An 18,334-nucleotide genomic window follows, 5' to 3' on the forward strand; every position below is an offset into this window, starting at 1 on the left:
CGTCGCGGGTGCGGACGTCGTCGGCCGTACGGGCGTCCGGTCGCTCGGTTCGACACGGAAACCCGCGAGCCCCGAGGCGGGTACGCGCACGGGCACCAGCGCGGTCGCGCGGGCTTCCTCCAGCGTCAGCACCCTCCACTCCCCCGGATGCGCGGCGGCGGCGGCAGCGACCTCCCGGCGAAGGATCAGCAGGTCGAACGGTCCACTGGCCGGCACCTCGGCGAGATGGAAGACGAGCGATCCCGGGGTGAGTTCGTAGTGGTCGATCAGACGGCCGAAGAGTTCGCGGCGGTGGATGCGGCGCAGCACACGTTCGAGCTGCGAGGCGTCCATGCGCTCGTCGCTGAGCACGGTCGGGGCCTCGGAGATCAGCTGCACGGGCCGCGCCGAGCCGTCGGCCGCGGTCGCGGCCAGAACGGTTCCCGCGGGCGGGGCCACGACGTCCACCTCGACCAGCGCCGTGCGCGGGAACGGCAGCGGGTTCGCGACCAGACAGGCGTCACTCGGCATCAGGGCGGCGGGCACGGCGAGGGCCGCGTCCCGGACCGCCCGTGCGGCGTGCGTGGCTTCGGCGAGGCGTGCTTCGACCTGATCGGAGGTCTCGTCGGTACCGGAGCCGACGACCGAGTCGTGCGCGGTCGACTCGATGATCTTGTGCCACGCCAGCGAGAGGAACGGTGAGTCGTCGCGCCGGGACCACAGCGCGTTCAGCCGCTCGGCGTGGTCGATGGTGCGCTCGGCGACGGCCATCCGCTGCTTGAGGCCGAGCCGCACGGAGAGTACGCCCGGGAGGATGTTGCCGCGCACATGGCTGCGCAGCTCGCCGGTGACGACGGCGGAGACCTCGTCGCGCACATGCTCGCGGATGTACTCGTCGAGCGTCGCGATGGTGATGGCGCGCTCGTCGCCGGACGCGCGCCGCAGCCAGGTCGCGAGTCGCGGGTCGGGCGCGTTGTGGTCGGTGCCGGCCATCGCGAGCACCGGGTCGTCACCCCACCGGTCGGCCGTCATCTCCGCGTACTCGCCGAGCGCGCGCCCGATCTGGTCGGGCACCAGCAGGACGTCCAGGCCGTTGTCGTAGCCGTCGAAGAGGAACTCGGTACGCACCTCGGAGCCGTCGGGGGCGCGCCAGCGGAAGGCGTGACCGTCGACGGAGCCGGGAACCCCGCGCCACAGCGCCGCGTGCTCGATCCCGGCGCGCGCCAGGATCTGCGGCATCTGGGCGACATGGCCGAACATGTCCGGCAGATAGCCGATGGGCATCGAGCCGCCGAGCTCCGCCGCGGCCGCCCATCCCATCTGCAGATTGCGGACGATGGTCTCGCCCGAGCAGAGGAACTCGTCGAGCAGGATGAGCCAGGGCCCGATGGCGAGCTGACCGCCGGTGACCAGGGCCACGAGTCGGTCGCGGTTCTCCGGTCGCATCTCCAGGTAGTCCTCGACCGCGGCCATCTGCCCGTCGACGGTGAACCGGAAGTCCGGGTTCGCCTCGGCCGTCTCCAGCACCGTGTCCAGCGCGGCGACGAGCCGGTGCCGGAACACCTGGAAAGGCTCATACCATTCCCGGTCCCAGTGGAAATGGGGCACGAAGACGGCGGGGTTTCGCATAGCGAGTGGGGCTTTCTGTCGGCGGGGCATGGGTGAGCGGGAGCGCGTCGCTTCGGGGGCTGCGGGCTGCGGGGCTGCGGGGCTACTTGAGGGAGCCCGAGGCGAGTCCGGTGCGCCAGAACCGCTGGAGCAGGATGAATACGATGATGACGGGCACGATCGACACCAACGAGCCGGTGATCACGGATTCCTGAAGGAGCGGCGCACGGGCGGTCTGGCCGTTCCACTCGTAGAGGCCGAGTGTGATCGGGAAGAGCGACTCCTTCTGGAGCATCACCATCGGCAGGAAGAAGTTGTTCCAGATGGCGACGAACTGGAACAGGAAGATGGTCACCAGCGACGGCGCCATCAGCTTGAACGCCACCGAGAAGAACGTACGGAACTCGCCGGCGCCGTCGATGCGCGCCGATTCGAGGATCTCCTCGGGGACGGCGGCGGCGGCGAAGATACGGGCGAGGTAGACGCCGAACGGGCTGACGATGCTGGGCAGGAACACCGCGAGATAGGTGTTGACGATCCCGGTCGCCGAGAACAGGAGGAACAGCGGGAGCGCGAGCGCGGTGGTGGGCACCAGCACACCGCCGAGCACGACGGAGAACAGGAACTCACGGCCCCGGAACCTGAACTTGGCGAGCGCGTAGCCGCACAGCGCGGAGATCAGAGTGCCGACGGCCGCGCCGAGCACCGCGTAGATGACGCTGTTCAGAGCCCATCGTCCGAAGATGCCGTCGCTGCGGCCGAACAGGGTGCCCAGATTGCTGAAGAGGTTGAAGTCGGAGAACGCCAGCCCGTTGGTGGAGGCGAGGTCCCCCTGCGGTTTCGTCGCCGCGACGATCAGAAAGTAGATCGGCAGCAGGAAGTAGATCACCAGGAGGAACATCAGGGACATGGCGGCCGTGCGGCTCACACGGCTTTCCCGGATCAGGGTCTGGTTGCTCACAATCCGGCCTTCTTCGAGGTCAGTCGCATGAATCCGAAGCTCAGGACGAAGGTGATGACGGCGATGACCACGGAAATCGCCGCTGCCTGCTGGTAGTTGTTCCCTGAGGCCACGGCATACGCGAGCATGTTCGGTGTGTAGGTGCTCGATATGTTCGAGGAGATCTGGCGCAGCACGGCAGGCTCGGCGTAGAGCTGTAGTGTGCCGATGATCGAGAACACCGTGGTGAGGATGATCGACGGGGCGATGATCGGGACTTTGATCTGCCACGCGATGGTCCAGTTGCTCGCTCCGTCGAGCTTGGCGGCTTCGTAGAGCTCCTGCGGGATCGACTGGAGTGCCGAGAACATGATCAGCATGTTGTAGCCGGTCCAGAGCCAGGTGGAGACGTTCGCCGCCGACCACAGCACGGCTCCCGGGCCGAGGAAGTCGGGCTGGAGGCCGATGCCTTTGAGCAGGTCGACGATGGGGCTGAGCTGCGGCGAGTAGAGGTACGACCACATGATCGCGGCGATGACACCGGGCACGGCGTACGGCATGAACGCCGCGATGCGGAAGAACGACTTGAGCTTCAGCAGGGGGGTGTCGAGCAGCAGCGCCATGATCAGCGCGACGAACAGCATGACCGGCACCTGCACGATGCCGAACAGTGCGATGCGCCCGATGCTGGCCCTGAACTCGGCGTTCTGGAACACCTGCACGTACTGCTCGAACCCGCCGAAGGTCGTGTACGACGTGCCGAACTGGCCGCCGGTACGCCGCACGACGAGGAAGCTCTGCCAGATCGCGTAGCCGACCGGCACCAGGTAGAACAGCACGAAGGGGAGGAAGAACGGGGTCAGGAACGCGGCGATGGTGCCCGCCCGGGGGCCGACGCTGTGACGCCGGGGGCCGACGCCGTGGCGGCGGCGGCCCCCCGTGGCCGCCACCGCGCGGCTCGCGCGAGTCGCGATATCAGTCATGCTCCGGTCACTTGCCCGCTGTAGCCGGGATCGCCTGATCCTTCATCGACTTCAGCGCGGCCGCCTGGGCGGCCGAGAGTGCGTCGGTGAGCGTGCCGCTGCCGGCTGTCGCCTTGGCCATCGCGTCCTGGAGCGCCAGGTTCACCGTCTTCTGGGTGGGGCCCCAGGAGAAGCTGGTGTCGATCTTCTTGGACGAGTCGGCGAAGACGTCGAAGATCTTCTCGTTGTTGTAGTACGGGACGCCCTGCGAGAGTGCGGGGAGTTGCAGACCCGCGGTGGCCGCCGGGTAGAGGCCGCCCAGCTTGTTCTCCAGCGCGAGGGCTTCCGGGTCGGTGTTCAGCCAGGAGTTGAACTTGACCGACTCGTACAGGTGCTTACCGCCCTTCATGAACGCGACGGTGGATCCACCCCAGTTGCCGGACGCGGTGCTCGAACCCCAGGTCGGCATCGGGACGATGGACCACTTGCCGGCCTGGTCGGGGAGGTTGTCGCGGAACATGCTGTAGCCCCAGGAGGCGCCGACGTAGCTGGCGATCTGGTTCTTCTGGTAGGCGGCGTACATCTGGGTCGAGCCGTGGGCGAGGTCGGTGCGCACGAGCTTGGCGGCCACCAGCTTCTGCCAGTACTCGGCGACCTGCTTGCTCTGTTCGGACGCGACGCTGACGTGCCACTTGTCGCCGGAGTACGTGTACATGTTGGCGCTGTTCTGCCAGAGGAGCCCGTTGAACCACTCGGCGTTCTTCGGGTCGAAGAACGTCATGCTGACGTTGGGGTCCGCCTTGTGCAGCTTCTCGGCAGCCGCCGCGTACTCGTCCCAGGTCTTCGGTATCCCGATGCCGTGCTGTTCGAAGATGTCGCTTCGCACATAGAGGGCCATCGGGCCGGTGTCCTGCGGGAAGGCGAACACACCGGTGTCCCCGAAGCTGGTCTGCGACCAGGTCCACGGCACGAACTTCGACTTGGCCGCGGGGGCCGCCGAGCAGGCCGAGGCGTCCTCGAAGGCGTTCTGGGTGCGCAGGCTGGGCAGCTGGTCGTAACCGACCTGAGCGAGATCCGGCGCCTTGCCCGCCTTGAGGGCGTTGCCGAGGGTGCCGTACTGGTCGTTGGAGATGTTCTTCGTCTGAACCTGGATGTCCGGGTTCTTCTTGTTCCACAGGGCGACGACCTGCTCCATCCCCGGCACGGTGTTCCAGTACTGGAGGGTGACTTTGCCCTTGGCGGGCTCGCAGGAGGCCGCGGACGCGTCGCCCGACGGAGCGGGTGACGAGCACCCGGCGAGTACGGCGATGCCGGCTGCCGCGGCGACGACGGCGAGGCGGATGCGCGTGACGGTGTTGCTCATACTTTCCTTACCAGAGAACGACTAGCGACGGCGCTGGACGGGTCGACGTTGACACCTCGGGCGAGGTGCCTTACTGGTCGGAACGGTCGGGGCTTGGCGAGCCCGTCTCCGTGAGCGCTCCCGTGAACGTTCACGGGAGCTCTGAATTGTTCGGAAGTGTGCGCTCCGGTGCGGTCGAGTGTCAAGACTTTCGGTCATGCACGAGTCCGGCAGGTTAAGCGGAGCCGCCCAGCCGCAGCTCGGCCCGGATGACCAGCTCGTCGTCCCCGAGCGGGTCCACCCCGGTCAACAGCCGTGCGGCCTGGTCGATGGCGAGCGCGCCGAGCTTCCGGGTGTCGAGGGCGACGCTGGAGAGCGGCGGCTCGACGAGGGCGCCGAGCTGAAGACCGTCGAAGCCGATCACGGCGAGGTCCCGCGGGACGCTCCTGCCGAGCCGGCGCGCCTCGCGCAGCACGCCGATCGCGATGATGTCGTTGAAGGTGAGGACCGCGGTGACATCGGGATGGGCGGCGAGCAGGGTGGTGAGCGCCGCTCCGCCGCCGTCGGCCGACTGGTCCGCGCCGACCACCCTGCCGGCGTCGATCCCGCACGCCGCCGCGGCCTTCGTGAACCACTCGCGCCGGATGCTCGGCTCGGCGCGGCCGTCGTGGTCGAGCATGCCGATGCGGGTGTGGCCCGCGGCGACCAGGTGCGCGATCGCGGCGTGGACGCCCTCCTCGCCGTCGATCCGGATCGAGCTGAACCGCGCGCTGTGGTGCTCGCGGCCGATGAGCACCACCGGGACGCCACGGGTGAACAGTTCGAGCTCGTCCTCGGAGCAGCTGAAGTAGCCGACGACCGCGTCCACCTGCGAGGCGATCACCTGGAGCGTGCCGAGTTCCTCTTCGGCCCGGTCCGCGGTGTCGTATACGACCACGTGCCAGCCGTGGGTCCTGGCCGCCTCCAGAGCGCCCGCGGCGACCTCGGTGAAGAACGGGTTGAGCAGATCCGGGATCACCAGCCCGATGGTGGTGGTGTCCTGCCGTACCAGACCGCGCGCGAACCGGCTCGGCCGGTAGCCGAGCTCGCGGGCGGCGTCGAGCACGCGCTGCTTGGTGGAGACGTCGATCTCGTCCTTGTCGTTGAGCGCCCGCGACACGGTCTGCCGGGACACCCCGACGGACCGGGCGACGTCATTGATCGTGACCTTCCGAGGTTCCGTCCTCGACGACATCACCATCGCGTACCTCCCGCTGCTCGCGGGTGCCGGTGCGTCCCGCAGGGCCCGAGTATGCCCGTGCGCGGCGCGGCGGCGCGAGAGCGGCTTCCCTCACGGAGGTGACCGGACGTGACCGGCTCTGATCACGCGAGCGCCGGAACCGCGCATGACAGCCCCGCTGTCCGGCCCTCGGCCGGTGGGCACCGGCGCGCGTCCGGCTCGGGTCACGCCGGCGCGCGCCCGTCTCCGTGCCGATCCCCGTCAGCGCCTTCCGGACGTGACGCCCCACGGGCGGCGATGCCGACGGGGATCCGTGCCGCCACCACGGGAACTCAGCCGGCGCCGCCCGACAGGTCCAGCGCGATGTCGAGCAGCATGTCCTCCTGCCCGCCGACCAGGCCCCGGTTTCCGGCCTCCACCAGCAAGTCCCGTACGTCGACGCCGCATTGGCGGGCCGCCGTCTCGGCGTGGCGCAGGAAGCTGGAGTAGACCCCCGCGTACCCGAGGGTCAATGTCTCGCGGTCGACACGTGCGGGCCGGTCCTGGAGCGGCCGGACGAGGTCCTCGGCTGCGTCCTGGAGAGCGAAGAGGTCGCAGCCGTGTTCCCAGCCCTCCAGCGTGGCGACCGCGATGAACGGTTCCAGGGGACAGTTGCCGGCTCCCGCGCCGTGGCCCGCCAGCGAGGCATCGACGCGGGTGGCACCCTCCTCGGCCGCGGCCAGTGAGTTGGCCACCGACAGCGACAGGTTCTCGTGTGCGTGGATGCCGATGCCGGTGTCCGGGGCGAGCGTGTCACGGTAGGCCCGGACCCGTTCGCGGACATCGTTCACGGTGAGCCGTCCGCCGGAGTCGGTGACATACACACAGTGCGCGCCGTACGACTCCATCAGCCGTGCCTGGACGGCCAGTTCCGCCGGAGACGCCAGGTGACTCATCATCAGGAAGCCCGACACGTCCATGCCCAGCTCGCGGGCGGTCGCGATGTGCTGCGCCGACACATCGGCCTCGGTGCAGTGCGTGGCCACCCGTACGGACCGCACGCCCAGCGCGAACGCCTGTCTCAGTTCCTTGACCGTTCCGATCCCGGGCAGCAGCAGTGTGGTGAGCCGGGCGCGGGTGATCGCCCCGGCCGCCGCCTCGATCCACTCCCAGTCCGTATGGCTCCCCGGGCCGTACGTGAGACTGCCGCCGGCCAGCCCGTCGCCGTGTGCGACCTCGACGGCGTCGACCCCGGCGGCGTCCAGGGCGCCGACGATCCGGGCGACCCGCTCCGGAGTGATCCGGTGCCGCATCGCGTGCATGCCGTCCCGGAGCGTGACGTCCTGGACGAAGAGCCGACGGGTCATCGGACACACTCCCGCGTCGTGTGGTGGGCGAGGCGCTCGGCGACCGCCAGGGCCGCCGAGGTCATGATGTCGAGATTCCCCGCGTACGGGGGCAGATAGTGGCCCGCGCCCTCCACTTGGAGAAACACACCGACCCGGTGTGTGACACCGGAGTCCCCGGCCAGGGTGTGCGCATCGTCGGTGAGCGGGGTGATCCGCACGCGCTGCTTGAGCCGGTAGCCGGGCACGTACGCCGCCACGTCGGCGACCATCCGCTCGACGGAGGCGACCACCCGCTCGTGTGTCGCGGGATCCGGGTCGGCGATCAGACAGAGCACCGTGTCGCGCATGATCATCGGGGGCTCGGCCGGATTGAGGACGATCACCGCCTTGCCACGGCCGGCCCCGCCGACGGTCCTGATCGCGGTGGCCGTGGTCTCGGTGAACTCGTCGATGTTGGCGCGGGTACCCGGGCCGGCCGACTTCGAGGCGATGGACGCGACGATCTCGGCGTACGGGACGGGAGTCACCCGTGAGACGGCGGCGACGACCGGGATGGTCGCCTGGCCCCCGCAGGTCACCATGTTGAGGTCCGGCGCGTCCAGATGCGCGTCGAGATTCACCGCGGGGACCACGAACGGGCCCAGCGCGGCCGGTGTGAGGTCGATCAGACGAGTGCCGTGGGGCGCCAGCGCGCGTGCGTTGGCCTCGTGCGCACGGGCGGAGGTGGCGTCGAAGACGATCTCGATCTCGTCGGCCCCGGGGAGCGCGAGCAGCCCTTCGACACCGCCGGCCGTCGTGGGCACACCGAACCGGGCGGCCCGCGCCAGCCCGTCGGAGGCCGGGTCGATGCCCGCCATCGCGGCCATCTCCAGGCGCTCCGAGAGCCGCAGCACCTTGATCATGAGGTCGGTGCCGATGTTGCCGGAGCCGATCACGGCGACCTTGGTCATGCGTTGCCTCCCGTGAAGCTTGTACGGACGGTGCCGAGACCGGTGATCTCCGCCTCGAAGATGTCTCCCGCCGTCACCGGCACCATCGGTCCGAGGGCGCCGGAGAGCACGATGTCGCCCGCGCGCAGCGGGCGGCCATGGGCGCGGGCGGTACGGGCCAGCCAGGCGACGGCCAGGGCGGGACCGCCCAGACAGTCGGTGCCCGTACCGGTGGACACCACTTCCTCACCGCGACGGAGGACCATCTCGCAGCCGGCCAGGTCGAGTCCGTCGAGCGGGCGCGGCTGGGAGCCGAGGACGAAGAGACCGGAGGAGGCGTTGTCGGCCACCGTGTCCACGAGGGAGATGTCCCAGTCCGCGATCCGGCTGTCCACGATCTCCAGGGCGGCGACCACCTGGCCGGTCGCCGCGGCGACCTCGGCCGCGCCGACGGACGCGGTGTCGAGATCGGTGGCGAGCACGAAGGCGACCTCCGCCTCGATCTTCGGCTGTATCAGCCGGTCCATGTCGACGGGGGCGCCGTCGGGGCAGGCCATGTCGTTCAGGAGGAATCCGAAGTCGGGCTGGTCCACGCCGAGTTGGGCCTGGACCGTGGGGCTGGTGAGGCCGATCTTGCGGCCGATCACCCGGGCGCCGGCCGCCTCGCGCCCGGTCACCCACCGCGCCTGCACGGCGTAGGCGGCATGGATGTCTCCCGGCGGCAGGAGGTCACGCACCGGCGGACAGGGGCGGTGCGACACGCGGGCGACCGCCAGGCGGCGGGACGCCTCCGCGGTGGCGCGGGCGAGCGAGGACGCGGTCATCCCGGGCGCCATCTCAGACGACCTCGAAGGTGGTGCCGATGGCCATGCCGGTGATCCACTCGGGCACCGGCTCGTACGAGCTCCAGACCAGCGGCTCGCCGACGGCGGCGTGTCCCGCCAGCCAGCAGCGGATCTCGTGGCCGCCGCTGCCCGCGTGCTCCTCCAGGCGTTCGTGGCCGAGGGCTGTGACGGAGTCGAGGTCACCGGCGGCGAGTTGTCCGAGGAACCAGCTGTCCCAGTCGGCGTTGACCCGTGCGGTGGGGTCGCCGCCCATCGCGCGCACCCTGGGTTCACGGGCCGCGGCGAAGGCGCGGGCGTCGCGGCGGCCGTGGATCAGCGCCTCGCGCTTCTCACCGGCGACCGTCACGTCGCGGGGGTCGTTGGGGGGCAGCCAGTGCGACAGCCCGCCGCTGGCGACGACGAGCACCCGCCCGTCGAAGTCGGAGGCGCGGATCGCCTCCCCCAGTGCCCGGCCCAGCGCCACACAGCGCTCCATGCTCGGCAGTGGCGGCGCGGCGGTGTTCACGATCAGCGGGACCAGCGGGATTCCGTCCTCGTGCGACACCATCCGGTAGCTCTGCACGATGCCGTGGTCGACGGTGAGCGAGTAGGACAGGGAGATGTCGAAGTCGGCGGCGGCCAGGCCCTCGTGGACCGACCAGGCCAGCGACGAGGCCACCGGCAGGGGGCCCGACGCGCTGCCGAAGTCGCCGAACCCCTCGGCCGCCTCGACGCCGAGGACGAACGGCGGCATCGCGTCGTAGAAGTTGGCGTGGAAGTGATCGGGGCCGATGACGACGATCGCGTCCGGCGACAGTTCCGTCACCGCGGCCGCCACCCTGGCGGCGTCGCCGAGGAATCCCCCGCCCGGCCCGGAGGGGGACGAGGGCGGCAGCATCGTGACGAAGGGGGAGTGGGACATCCCCACGAAGCCGATGATCTCGCTCATGCCGGGTCCTTGTCGAGAAGCAGGAAGTCGCGATGTGCGCGCAGGTAGTCGTCGGCCTTCTCCCACTGCGGCCAGTGGCCGGCGCCCTCGATGACATGGAGGCGGGCGTCGGGCAGCCATTCCAGGAGCGTCGCGGCCTCGTCGAGTCCGCCGGTCGGATCGTGGTCGGTCCACAGCAGCAGCGTGCGCGCGCCGATCCTGCCGACCCACTCCGGGTCCCACGCGAAGTCCTTGCGCACCACGGGGTCCTGGAGCACCAGTGTGTTGGTGATCGCTCCGACGAATCCGGGCCTGCTGTAGACGGCCCGCCGCAGGTTGACCAGTTCGTCGGTCACCATCTCCTTGCGGTGGAAGAGGAACTCCACCCGGCGGCGTACGGTCGCGTCGTCGGGGTTGCGCACGGCGGCCAGCGTGCTGTCCCGCATCAGGGCCATGACCTCGGGCTTGTTGGCGATGTTGCCGGGGGTGTTGAGCACCAGCCGGTCCACCCGCCCGGGGTGGTGCGCGGCCGTCCACGCCACCACCCAGCCGCCGAGCGATTCACCCGACAGATGTGCGCTGTCGATGCCCAGGGCGTCCATGAGACCGAGGAGGTGCCCGGAGAGCACATCGATGGTGTACGGCGTGTCCGGCAGGTCCGACCAGCCGTGACCGACCATGTCGTACAGCGTGACCCGGAAGTCGGCCGCCAGCCCGGCGATGTCACGGGCGTACGCCTCGAGATGCCCGCCGGTGCCATGCAGGAGAATCAGGTCGGGCCCGGAACCGGCCCGCAGCACCCGGGTGCGGACACCTCCGACATCGACATGGGTCAACTCGTGGTCGACATCGGCCAGTTCGGCCCAGATGCTGATGTGCTCGGGCAGTCCGCTCATGAGTGGTCCTCCTCGAACCGGGCGCGGGCCTCCGCCATGGTGGCCAGACCGGCGCTCTGCCTGCGCGCGACACCGAGCAGGCCGAGCAGCCGTGAGTTCTCGATCGTCAGGAATTCGACCGGGTGCTCGGCGGAGTCGTTGTAGTGGCGGTGCCAGGTCCACGGCGGGGTGTAGACGAAGTCCCCGGCCGACCACGACTCCGTGTCGTCCTCGACCTCGCTGTGGCCCTCGCCGGAGATGACGTAGTGCACCGTCTCGTGGTGGTGGCGTTGCATGTCGGAGCTCTCGCCCGGCAGGATCGTCTGCCGGAAGATCTCGAACGTCGTGGTCGGCAGCCGCCCGGCGATGGAGAGCGTGGTCGGATTGTGCACCTGGCCGGCGGGCAGCCGTTCAAGTTCCGCCGCGCGCACCACGACCGGCCGCGCCGTGCTGGGGCGGACGGTGTCGGAGATGCCTCCGAGAAAGTCCGCCAGGGTGAAGTCCGCTCCGGACTCTGCCATCAGATTGTCTCCGTTCGTCCGCCGTCGACGGTCAGTACCGTTCCGTTGACGTAACTTGTCGCCGCGGAGGCCAGGAAGGCCACCGCCGCTCCGATCTCCGCCGGGTCCCCGGCACGGCCGGCCGGGACGCTCGCGACATCCTCGGCGTCGAGGTCGGCGTAGGTGCGCCCGGTGGCTGCGGCGCGGGCGGTCAGGATCTGCTCGCGCCGCCCGGTGGCGGTCGGGCCGGGTGCGACACAGTTGACCGTCACACCGTCGGCCGCGAACTCCCGGGCCAGCAGTTTGGCCGCCGCCGTCACCGCGGAGCGCAGCACCACGGAGAGCGCGAGGTCAGGCTGCGGCTGCCGGACCGCCGTGGACGTCACGAACACCACGCGGCCGAAACCGCGCGCCGCCATTCGCGGAAGCGCCAGGCGGGCCAGTCGGAGAGGGCCGAGGAGCAGGAGCCGGAAGGCGGACTGCCACTGCTGGTCGTCGATCTCCAGAATCCGGCCCGGCGGGGGGCCGCCCGCGTTGAGGACGAGGACGTCGACGGAGCCGTGACGCCTCTCGGCCTCCTCGGCCACCATCTCCGCGGAAACGGGGTCGGTCATATCGCCGGCGAGCCAGTGCACGTCTCCCCCGGTGCTCGCCCGAAGACCGGCCGCCGCCGATTGCAGGGCATCGGCGCGGCGGCCGGTGATGACCACCCGGTGCCCGCTCAGGGCCAGTTGTCCGGCGGTGGCGTGCCCGATCCCGGTGGCTCCGCCGCCTACGAGTGCGGTCCGAACGGCGATGGCGATCTCCCTGGGGTGTGTGGGGGCGTGGCCGTGACGTGCCCGACCATCAACGGGTGACAGGGCACTAGCCTGACCCGCATGACATCGAGGAACCAACGATGAGTCCCACTGAACGGGACACCGGTACGGCGGCCGGGGATGCCGGCGCGGCGGCCAGGGGCGCCGGCGCGGCGCAGGACAGGGGTGTGGCGGGGATGGGCGCGCTAGACCGCGCCGCGGCGATCCTCGGCGCGTTCACACCGACCCACCGCGAACTGACCCTCGCCGCGCTCGTCCAGCGCAGCGGTCTGCCGCGCTCCACCACGCACCGCACGGCCGACACCATGATCAGGCTGGGCTGGCTGGACAAGCCGCGCGACCGCTACCGGATCGGTAACCGCCTCTTCGAGATCTCCGGTCTGGCCCCAGTCCGGCACGAACTGCGTGAGGCCGTGCTGCCGTATCTCCAGGACCTCTATCAGGCCACCCGTACGACGGTGCAGCTCGGCGTGCTCGACAGCCCGCGGGTGCTGGTCGTCGAGAAGATCACCGGGCATCGGCCGATGCCGATGCTCTCGCAGGTCGGCGGCACCATTCCGGCGCACTGCTCGGGCATCGGCCGGGCCATCCTCGCGTGGTCGGACGCGGCGACCGTCGACGCGGTGATCGAGGCCGGTCTCACCCCGCGTACACCGTGGACGATGACCAGCCCGGTGGGCCTGCGGCGTGAGCTGGCCGCCATCCCCGACCGCGGCTGGGCGGTGGACCGGGAGGAGGGCAACACCGGCGTGAGCTGTGTGGCCGCTCCCGTCTTCGGGCCGCTCGGCGGCGTCGTCGCCGCCCTCTCCGTCACCGGGCCGACGGAACTGGTCCGCGCCGACCGTGTCGGGCCGGCTGTGCGGATGGCCGCCGCGGCGGCCTCGCGCGCCTACTCCGCCCGGAGGTGAGCCCGGAGCCCGGCGGACCTCTCGGACGCCGGGCGGGAGCGGGAACCCCGAAACGGAAGGTGTCCCGGTGAGCGGGACTTGAGCTTGGTGGATCGATGGCCTCCCGTCACGCTGTGAGCCCGGCGCACACCGGCGAAGTGACGGTGCGACACCTCCGAAGGAGGCCACGAATGACCCTGGGCGGTGGCTACCTGCTCCCCTCCCGCGACGGCACACGGATTGCCGCGATCGGGCTGGGCATCACGATGAAGACCGACGGCAAGTCGACGCGCGACGCGTACTCACTGTTCGAGTACGCGATCCCGCCGGAGACGGACGGGCCGCCGCTGCACACGCACACACGCGAGGACGAGTCGTTCATCTGCCTCGCCGGCCGGCTCGACGTCACGCTCGGCGACCGGGACTACGTGCTGGAATTCGGCGACTACATGTATCTGCCGCGCGATGTGCCACACGCCTTCCGAAATCCGTACGGAGAGGAGTCGCGGGTGATCTCCGTGGTGTCACCGGCGGGTCTCGAAGGCTATTACCAGGCCCTGGCCGCCATGCCGCCGGGACCGAAGGACATCTCCACGATCAAGTCGATCATGGACGATTTCGGAATCGTGCTGCACCTGCCGCCCGGGGGTCACTGAGCCATGAGGATCGGGATCGTAGGCGCCGGTGTCGCCGGACTGACGACAGCCAAGGTGCTCAAGCAGGCGGGCCATGACGTCGTCGTCTTCGACCGGACCCCGGACGTCGGCGGTGTGTGGAGCGAGACCCGCCGCTACCCGGGTCTGTCGACACAGAGCCCGAAAACGCAGTACGCCCTGTCGGACTTTCCCATGCCGAAAGAGTTGCCGGAGTGGCCGGGCGGTGCCCAGGTACAGGGCTACTTCGCCGCCTACGCCCGGCATTTCGGACTGGACGCCCATCTGCGGCTGCGGACCGAGGTGACCCGCGTGCGGGCGGCCGGCGGCGGCTGGATCGTCGACGTGCGGGAGGCCGACGCACGGCACGACGGCGTACAGAGCGACGGCATACAGAGCGACGGCGTACGCGAGGCCGGCGGAAGGGGCACACCGTCCACGGAGCGGTTCGACCGGCTCGTCGTCGCCAACGGCGTGTTCTGCGAGCCTGCCCTTCCCACGTATCCGGGACTGGACGAATTCACCGCGGCCGGGGGCCGGTTGTGTGCAGGCAACGCGTTCCACGACGCGGAGGAGGCGCGCGACAGGCACGTGCTCGTGGTGGGGTACGGCAAGTCGGCGTGCGACGTGGCCGTACCGATCAGCGCGACCGCCGCGAGCGCCGACGTCGTCGCACGCCAGCTGCTCTGGAAGGTACCGCGCAGGATCGGCGGCTTCCTCAACTTCAAGATGCTGCTGCTGACCCGCATGGGCGAGGCCCTGTTCCGCTATCGGCGGCTGCGGGGAGTCGAACGGTTCCTGCACGGTCCCGGCAACGGCCTGCGCCGGCGGATGCTCAACTCGATCGGTTCGGTCTCCGTGCGGCAGTACGGGCTGGAGGCGCTGGACCTGGTGCCGAAGGGGCACATGGAGCACATCATCCAGGGGGCGATCGGACTCGGCACCGAGGGCTTCTTCGAGGCCGTCGCCGCCGGTGCGATCACGGTGCGCCGCGATCGTACGATCACCCGGCTGTTCGCGCAGGGGGGCCGCCCCTTCGCGGAACTCAGCGACGGTACGACCCTGCCCGCCGACCTTGTGGTCTGCGCCACCGGCTTCACGCAGGGCGTTCCCTTCCTCGCCGAGGACGTGCGGCGTCAACTCCTCGACGAGCGGGGCAACTTCATGCTCTACCGGCAGATCCTGCCGCTCGACGTACCCGGGCTGTACTTCAACGGTTACAACTCCTCGCTCTTCAGCCCGCTCAACGCCGAGATGGCCGCGCTGTGGATCGCCGCCGACCTCGGGGGCCTGCTGCCGCTGCCCGCACCGGCGGCCCGGCGGCAGGCGGTGGTCGACCAGCTCGCGTTCATGGACGAGGCCACGGACCGGCACCACTGCCGGGGTACGAAGATCATCCCATTCTCGGTTCACAACGCCGACGAGGTACTGAACGATCTCGACCTCAACATCAATCCGCTGGTCCGCGCGGTCCACTGGCTGAACCCCGTCAACCCGGCGGCCTACCGGCGGGTGACCCCCAGGCTCATGGCGCGTCTCGGGGCGCCCCGCGCGCCGGGCACCCCGACATCCACGGACCGCGCCGCGCGGGTGTCGGCCCAGCCTGTGCCGGAGGACCGGACGGCGGAGACAGCTTCGTAACGGGCGTCCGGCCTCGCCGCGGGCCGGGCCCCTCACCGGTCCGTCAACAGGTCGGAGCGGTCCGGCGGGTTCAGCGCAGTGCGCAGGAGTTCACGACGTCGCCGGAGACGGGCTTCGGGACGGTACGGCTGGCCGGCGGGGCCTCGCCGCGCTCGACCCACTGTGTCAGCGCCTCGAACGCGCTCCGGTAGCAGGGCAGGATCGGGCGCAGCCGGTCCGGATACGTGTCATACAGCCCGTCGACATGAGTACCGCCCTCGATCGTGTAGTACCGGTGCAGCCGGGCCCGGTGCCGGTCGTCGATCATGCGCGCGTAGACGTCCGAGTCGGTGGCGATCGGCAGCAGCGTGTCCAGTGAGCCCTGGAGTGTGATCATGGGTTTGCCGATTCTGCCGGTCAGCGACACGCGCTCGACGGCCCGGTGGACGGAGCGCGGCCGGGCCGCGTAGTCGTACGAAGCGTCCGAGGCACAGGGCGAGAGGATCTCCTCGGTCGTCGAACCGGCCGAAGTACCGGGGCAGTCGGGGTCGTACGTGGGGTCGAACACGGCTCGGTAGACCTTCTGTGTCAGCCCCCAGTAGGCGGTCTGGTGGTAGGGCCAGAGGAACTCGCTGCCCGGGGCGAACCCGGCCGCGTACATGTCGTCGGCTCCCGCGTCGCCGGCCCGGTACGCGACAGTGGTCGGCAGATACGTGAGCGGATTGGGGCCGCCCTCGGTCCAGAGCGTGCCCTCCCAGTCCACCCCGCCGTCGTACAGCTCGGGATGGTTCTCCAGCTGCCAACGGGTCAGATAGCCGCCGTTCGAGGTGCCGGTCATGTACGTGCGGCGCGGGGCGTGTCCGTACGTGCGCCGGAGGACCGTGCGCGCGGCGCGGGTCAACTCGGTGGTGCGGCGGTTCCATTCGGCGACCGCGTCGCCGGGCCGGGTGCCGTCCGTGTAGAAGTCGGGGCCGCTGTTCCCCTTGTCGGTGGAGGCGAAGGCATAGCCCTGGGCCAGCACCCAGTCGGAGATCAGCGGGTCCAGCGAGTACTGCTTGCGATTGCCGGGCGCGCCGGTCACCACGAGGCCGCCGTTCCAGCGGTCGGGCAGCCGCATCACGAACTGGGCGTCGTGCTTCCAGCCGTGGGTGGCGTTCAGCCGCGAGGAGTCGGGGAAGTAGCCGTCGATCTGGACACCGGGCACGCCCGAGGGGTTCGTGGTGCCCTTGGCGAAGAGCGGGGACCAGTCGGTGGAGTCGGTGTACCGGGTGCCGGCGAGCGCGGCGGTGGTCATGTCCGGCAGACAGGCCGTGGTCTGGAATTCCGCGCCGGGCACGGAGACCCGTTCACGGGCGCCGCAGTGGGACAGCGCCGTCGGGGCCTCCGAAGCCGGTACGGGGGCGGGTGCGGCGCCGGTCGCCGTGACAGCCAGCAGCATGGCGGCCAGCACGGCGACACCTGTTCTCACACGCATGGATCTCCTCCGATGGGCTCGCCCCGGTCGGGTGCGTCATTGCCATGGCGCACATCGTCAGCGCCCCCGGTCGGCCGGGCCATGTGGACGGCCCATAGTTCCGGGAGCCGGGAAGTAGAGCGAGCACCCACCCCGGCGTCGTCGCGGGGGGGCTGACGGGCACACACCACTTCGGCCGACACGTGCGGGTCAGCTCAGGATCGCCTGTACGCCGGGCGGTAGCTTCGCTCGTCCCTGAACATCGAGAAACGCTCTGACACCGACGGTGTCCGCGCGCCGTCGCGCCCAGAACAGGGCGACTTCCCGGAAGGCGGTCGGGGAGTCGATCGTGCGGATGGCCAGCCCTTCGGTGCTGGTGGTCCGCAGCGCGAGGCGGTTGATGATGCCGACGCCGAAGGCGGAACGGACCAACGCGACCAGGGTGGTCGGCTGGTCGGTCAGATACACGATGTCGGCCCGGCCGGATGCCTCGCCGAGCGTGTGGCGCAGATCGAAGCCGCCGCCGTCCTCCTCGCTGCCGGCCGGATTGCCGATGAGCGGCCGCGCCTGGATGTCGTCCACACTGACCGAGGTCTGCCCGGCGAGGGGGTCGTGCTCGCGCATCACGGCGACGATGTCCTCGCGCCAGATCGTGCGATGGCAGAGCGTGGTCTCGTGCATCTTCGGCAGCAGCGGCCGGAACGCGAGGTCGACGGTCCCGTTGACGGCCATCTCCTCCAGTGTCGAGGCGTTCCCCTCGAACAAGTCGACCGTCATGCCCTGGTACGTCGACTTCAGCTCCCGGAGCACCGCCGGCAGGTACGTCGAGCTGACGCTCGGATAACTGCCGATACTGACATGCGCGACGAAACTGTCGAGTGTGCCGCGTGCGGCGTCGACGCCGCGCTGCAACTCCAGCAGGGCCGTCATGGCATGCCCGCGGAACAGCTCGCCTGCCTCGGTCAGGCGGATGGGGCGGGCCTTGCGGTCGAAGAGCGTCACCCCAAGGGCGTGTTCGAGCGCGGCGATATGGGCGCTGACCCGCGACTGCGACAGATGCAGTACAAGGGTGGCCGCACCGAACCCGCCCTTGTCGGCGACCGCGAGAAAGCTGCGCAACCAGGCGGTCTGCAACGACATGGCGTCCCGGGGATCGCGCGGCGGCGGGTCGGCCGTGACGTGCGTCGTCCATGCCGGATCCGGTGGGCCCTGGAGGCGTTCCGTCCTGGGCTCTGTCACGTGGAGGCCCCCTTTCGCGGCTCCGCGGCATCCCGCCCGCCACCACCGAGCATGGCTCCGGCCCGGGTCTCCAACGCCCGTGCGCGGACAGCTCGTTCGCGTACGCGCACCGGTTCCGCCGCCGGTGGATCCGCCGCACGAGCGTAATGGCCCGTGCGGCGACACCGCTACAGCGCGTCCGGCCGCCCATGGCGTCCGACAGAGCGGAACACACGGTGAGCGAGCGCGGG

At 70.1% G+C, this 18,334-nt stretch carries 16 protein-coding genes and 1 pseudogene; 3 read left to right on the forward strand and 14 right to left on the reverse strand.

The window, feature by feature from the left end:
* From ACIOGX_RS22830 to ACIOGX_RS22885, 12 genes and pseudogenes are all read right to left on the reverse strand, one after another.
* A pseudogene (locus ACIOGX_RS22830) lies at window positions 1-1,608 on the reverse strand (alpha-mannosidase); the annotation flags it as partial.
* 82 nt (window positions 1,609-1,690) lie between these two features.
* Window positions 1,691-2,548 carry a carbohydrate ABC transporter permease gene (locus ACIOGX_RS22835; RefSeq protein ID WP_383969300.1) on the reverse strand — a complete coding sequence of 286 codons (858 nt, stop codon included), beginning with the start codon at window positions 2,546-2,548 and terminating at the stop codon, window positions 1,691-1,693.
* Window positions 2,545-3,510 (reverse strand): sugar ABC transporter permease, encoded by a 966-nt coding sequence (locus ACIOGX_RS22840; RefSeq protein WP_356508032.1) that lies wholly within the window; start codon window positions 3,508-3,510, stop codon window positions 2,545-2,547. The genes ACIOGX_RS22835 and ACIOGX_RS22840 overlap by 4 nt, the downstream gene beginning before the upstream one ends.
* Window positions 3,511-3,517: 7 nt before the next feature.
* Window positions 3,518-4,852, reverse strand: a complete 1,335-nt coding sequence (locus ACIOGX_RS22845) for an ABC transporter substrate-binding protein (RefSeq protein ID WP_401915683.1) — start codon at window positions 4,850-4,852, stop codon at window positions 3,518-3,520.
* Window positions 4,853-5,066: 214 nt separating this feature from the next.
* Complete coding sequence (locus ACIOGX_RS22850) at window positions 5,067-6,065, reverse strand: LacI family DNA-binding transcriptional regulator (protein WP_383969307.1); 999 nt, start codon at window positions 6,063-6,065, stop codon at window positions 5,067-5,069.
* 317 nt (window positions 6,066-6,382) lie between these two features.
* Window positions 6,383-7,396: a 4-hydroxy-2-oxovalerate aldolase gene (dmpG, locus tag ACIOGX_RS22855; RefSeq protein WP_401915685.1), complete on the reverse strand. Its 1,014-nt coding sequence runs from the start codon at window positions 7,394-7,396 to the stop codon at window positions 6,383-6,385.
* Window positions 7,393-8,328, reverse strand: coding sequence for an acetaldehyde dehydrogenase (acetylating) (locus tag ACIOGX_RS22860; protein ID WP_401915688.1), 936 nt, complete (start codon window positions 8,326-8,328; stop codon window positions 7,393-7,395). Before ACIOGX_RS22860 ends, dmpG begins: the two co-directional genes overlap by 4 nt.
* Window positions 8,325-9,131 carry a 2-keto-4-pentenoate hydratase gene (locus ACIOGX_RS22865; protein WP_401915691.1) on the reverse strand — a complete coding sequence of 269 codons (807 nt, stop codon included), beginning with the start codon at window positions 9,129-9,131 and terminating at the stop codon, window positions 8,325-8,327. The genes ACIOGX_RS22860 and ACIOGX_RS22865 overlap by 4 nt, the downstream gene beginning before the upstream one ends.
* Before the next feature lie 13 nt (window positions 9,132-9,144).
* On the reverse strand, window positions 9,145-10,080 hold the full coding sequence (locus tag ACIOGX_RS22870) for a 2,3-dihydroxyphenylpropionate 1,2-dioxygenase (RefSeq protein WP_401915693.1): 936 nt from the start codon (window positions 10,078-10,080) through the stop codon (window positions 9,145-9,147).
* Window positions 10,077-10,955, reverse strand: a complete 879-nt coding sequence (locus tag ACIOGX_RS22875) for an alpha/beta fold hydrolase (protein ID WP_356508046.1) — start codon at window positions 10,953-10,955, stop codon at window positions 10,077-10,079. The genes ACIOGX_RS22870 and ACIOGX_RS22875 overlap by 4 nt, the downstream gene beginning before the upstream one ends.
* A complete protein-coding gene (locus ACIOGX_RS22880) occupies window positions 10,952-11,455 on the reverse strand; it encodes a cupin domain-containing protein (RefSeq protein ID WP_356508048.1) in 504 nt (167 codons plus the stop codon). Before ACIOGX_RS22880 ends, ACIOGX_RS22875 begins: the two co-directional genes overlap by 4 nt.
* Window positions 11,455-12,237 (reverse strand): SDR family oxidoreductase, encoded by a 783-nt coding sequence (locus ACIOGX_RS22885; RefSeq protein WP_401915908.1) that lies wholly within the window; start codon window positions 12,235-12,237, stop codon window positions 11,455-11,457. The genes ACIOGX_RS22880 and ACIOGX_RS22885 overlap by 1 nt, the downstream gene beginning before the upstream one ends.
* Window positions 12,238-12,332: 95 nt before the next feature.
* On the opposite strand from ACIOGX_RS22885, the gene ACIOGX_RS22890 reads away from it, so the two are divergent.
* The 3 genes from ACIOGX_RS22890 (at window position 12,333) to ACIOGX_RS22900 (ending at window position 15,433) form a co-directional block, all read left to right on the forward strand.
* Window positions 12,333-13,160 carry an IclR family transcriptional regulator gene (locus ACIOGX_RS22890; protein ID WP_384771456.1) on the forward strand — a complete coding sequence of 276 codons (828 nt, stop codon included), beginning with the start codon at window positions 12,333-12,335 and terminating at the stop codon, window positions 13,158-13,160.
* Between the two features lie 170 nt (window positions 13,161-13,330).
* Window positions 13,331-13,795: a cupin domain-containing protein gene (locus ACIOGX_RS22895; protein WP_401915698.1), complete on the forward strand. Its 465-nt coding sequence runs from the start codon at window positions 13,331-13,333 to the stop codon at window positions 13,793-13,795.
* Between the two features lie 3 nt (window positions 13,796-13,798).
* A complete protein-coding gene (locus ACIOGX_RS22900) occupies window positions 13,799-15,433 on the forward strand; it encodes a flavin-containing monooxygenase (protein WP_401915700.1) in 1,635 nt (544 codons plus the stop codon).
* Window positions 15,434-15,503: 70 nt separating this feature from the next.
* On the opposite strand, the gene ACIOGX_RS22905 is transcribed toward ACIOGX_RS22900, so the two are convergent.
* Together ACIOGX_RS22905 and ACIOGX_RS22910 are read right to left on the reverse strand one after the other, a co-directional pair.
* Window positions 15,504-16,886 (reverse strand): tannase/feruloyl esterase family alpha/beta hydrolase, encoded by a 1,383-nt coding sequence (locus ACIOGX_RS22905; RefSeq protein ID WP_401915703.1) that lies wholly within the window; start codon window positions 16,884-16,886, stop codon window positions 15,504-15,506.
* A gap of 189 nt (window positions 16,887-17,075) precedes the next feature.
* Complete coding sequence (locus tag ACIOGX_RS22910) at window positions 17,076-18,104, reverse strand: LysR family transcriptional regulator (protein ID WP_383969332.1); 1,029 nt, start codon at window positions 18,102-18,104, stop codon at window positions 17,076-17,078.
* Window positions 18,105-18,334 lie beyond the last annotated feature (230 nt).

Origin of the sequence: Streptomyces sp. NPDC088147 (genome assembly GCF_044741565.1) — a bacterium.
Lineage (GTDB): Bacteria > Actinomycetota > Actinomycetes > Streptomycetales > Streptomycetaceae > Streptomyces.

Coding starts and splice junctions, on each gene's coding strand:
- ACIOGX_RS22840 (WP_356508032.1), bottom strand. CDS start 3,510: ATGACTGATATCGCGACTCGCGCGAGCCGCGCGGTGGCGGCCACGGGG.
- ACIOGX_RS22845 (WP_401915683.1), bottom strand. CDS start 4,852: ATGAGCAACACCGTCACGCGCATCCGCCTCGCCGTCGTCGCCGCGGCA.
- ACIOGX_RS22850 (WP_383969307.1), bottom strand. CDS start 6,065: ATGTCGTCGAGGACGGAACCTCGGAAGGTCACGATCAATGACGTCGCC.
- dmpG (WP_401915685.1), bottom strand. CDS start 7,396: ATGACCCGTCGGCTCTTCGTCCAGGACGTCACGCTCCGGGACGGCATG.
- ACIOGX_RS22860 (WP_401915688.1), bottom strand. CDS start 8,328: ATGACCAAGGTCGCCGTGATCGGCTCCGGCAACATCGGCACCGACCTC.
- ACIOGX_RS22865 (WP_401915691.1), bottom strand. CDS start 9,131: ATGACCGCGTCCTCGCTCGCCCGCGCCACCGCGGAGGCGTCCCGCCGC.
- ACIOGX_RS22870 (WP_401915693.1), bottom strand. CDS start 10,080: ATGAGCGAGATCATCGGCTTCGTGGGGATGTCCCACTCCCCCTTCGTC.
- ACIOGX_RS22875 (WP_356508046.1), bottom strand. CDS start 10,955: ATGAGCGGACTGCCCGAGCACATCAGCATCTGGGCCGAACTGGCCGAT.
- ACIOGX_RS22880 (WP_356508048.1), bottom strand. CDS start 11,455: ATGGCAGAGTCCGGAGCGGACTTCACCCTGGCGGACTTTCTCGGAGGC.
- ACIOGX_RS22890 (WP_384771456.1), top strand. CDS start 12,333: ATGAGTCCCACTGAACGGGACACCGGTACGGCGGCCGGGGATGCCGGC.
- ACIOGX_RS22895 (WP_401915698.1), top strand. CDS start 13,331: ATGACCCTGGGCGGTGGCTACCTGCTCCCCTCCCGCGACGGCACACGG.
- ACIOGX_RS22900 (WP_401915700.1), top strand. CDS start 13,799: ATGAGGATCGGGATCGTAGGCGCCGGTGTCGCCGGACTGACGACAGCC.
- ACIOGX_RS22905 (WP_401915703.1), bottom strand. CDS start 16,886: ATGCGTGTGAGAACAGGTGTCGCCGTGCTGGCCGCCATGCTGCTGGCT.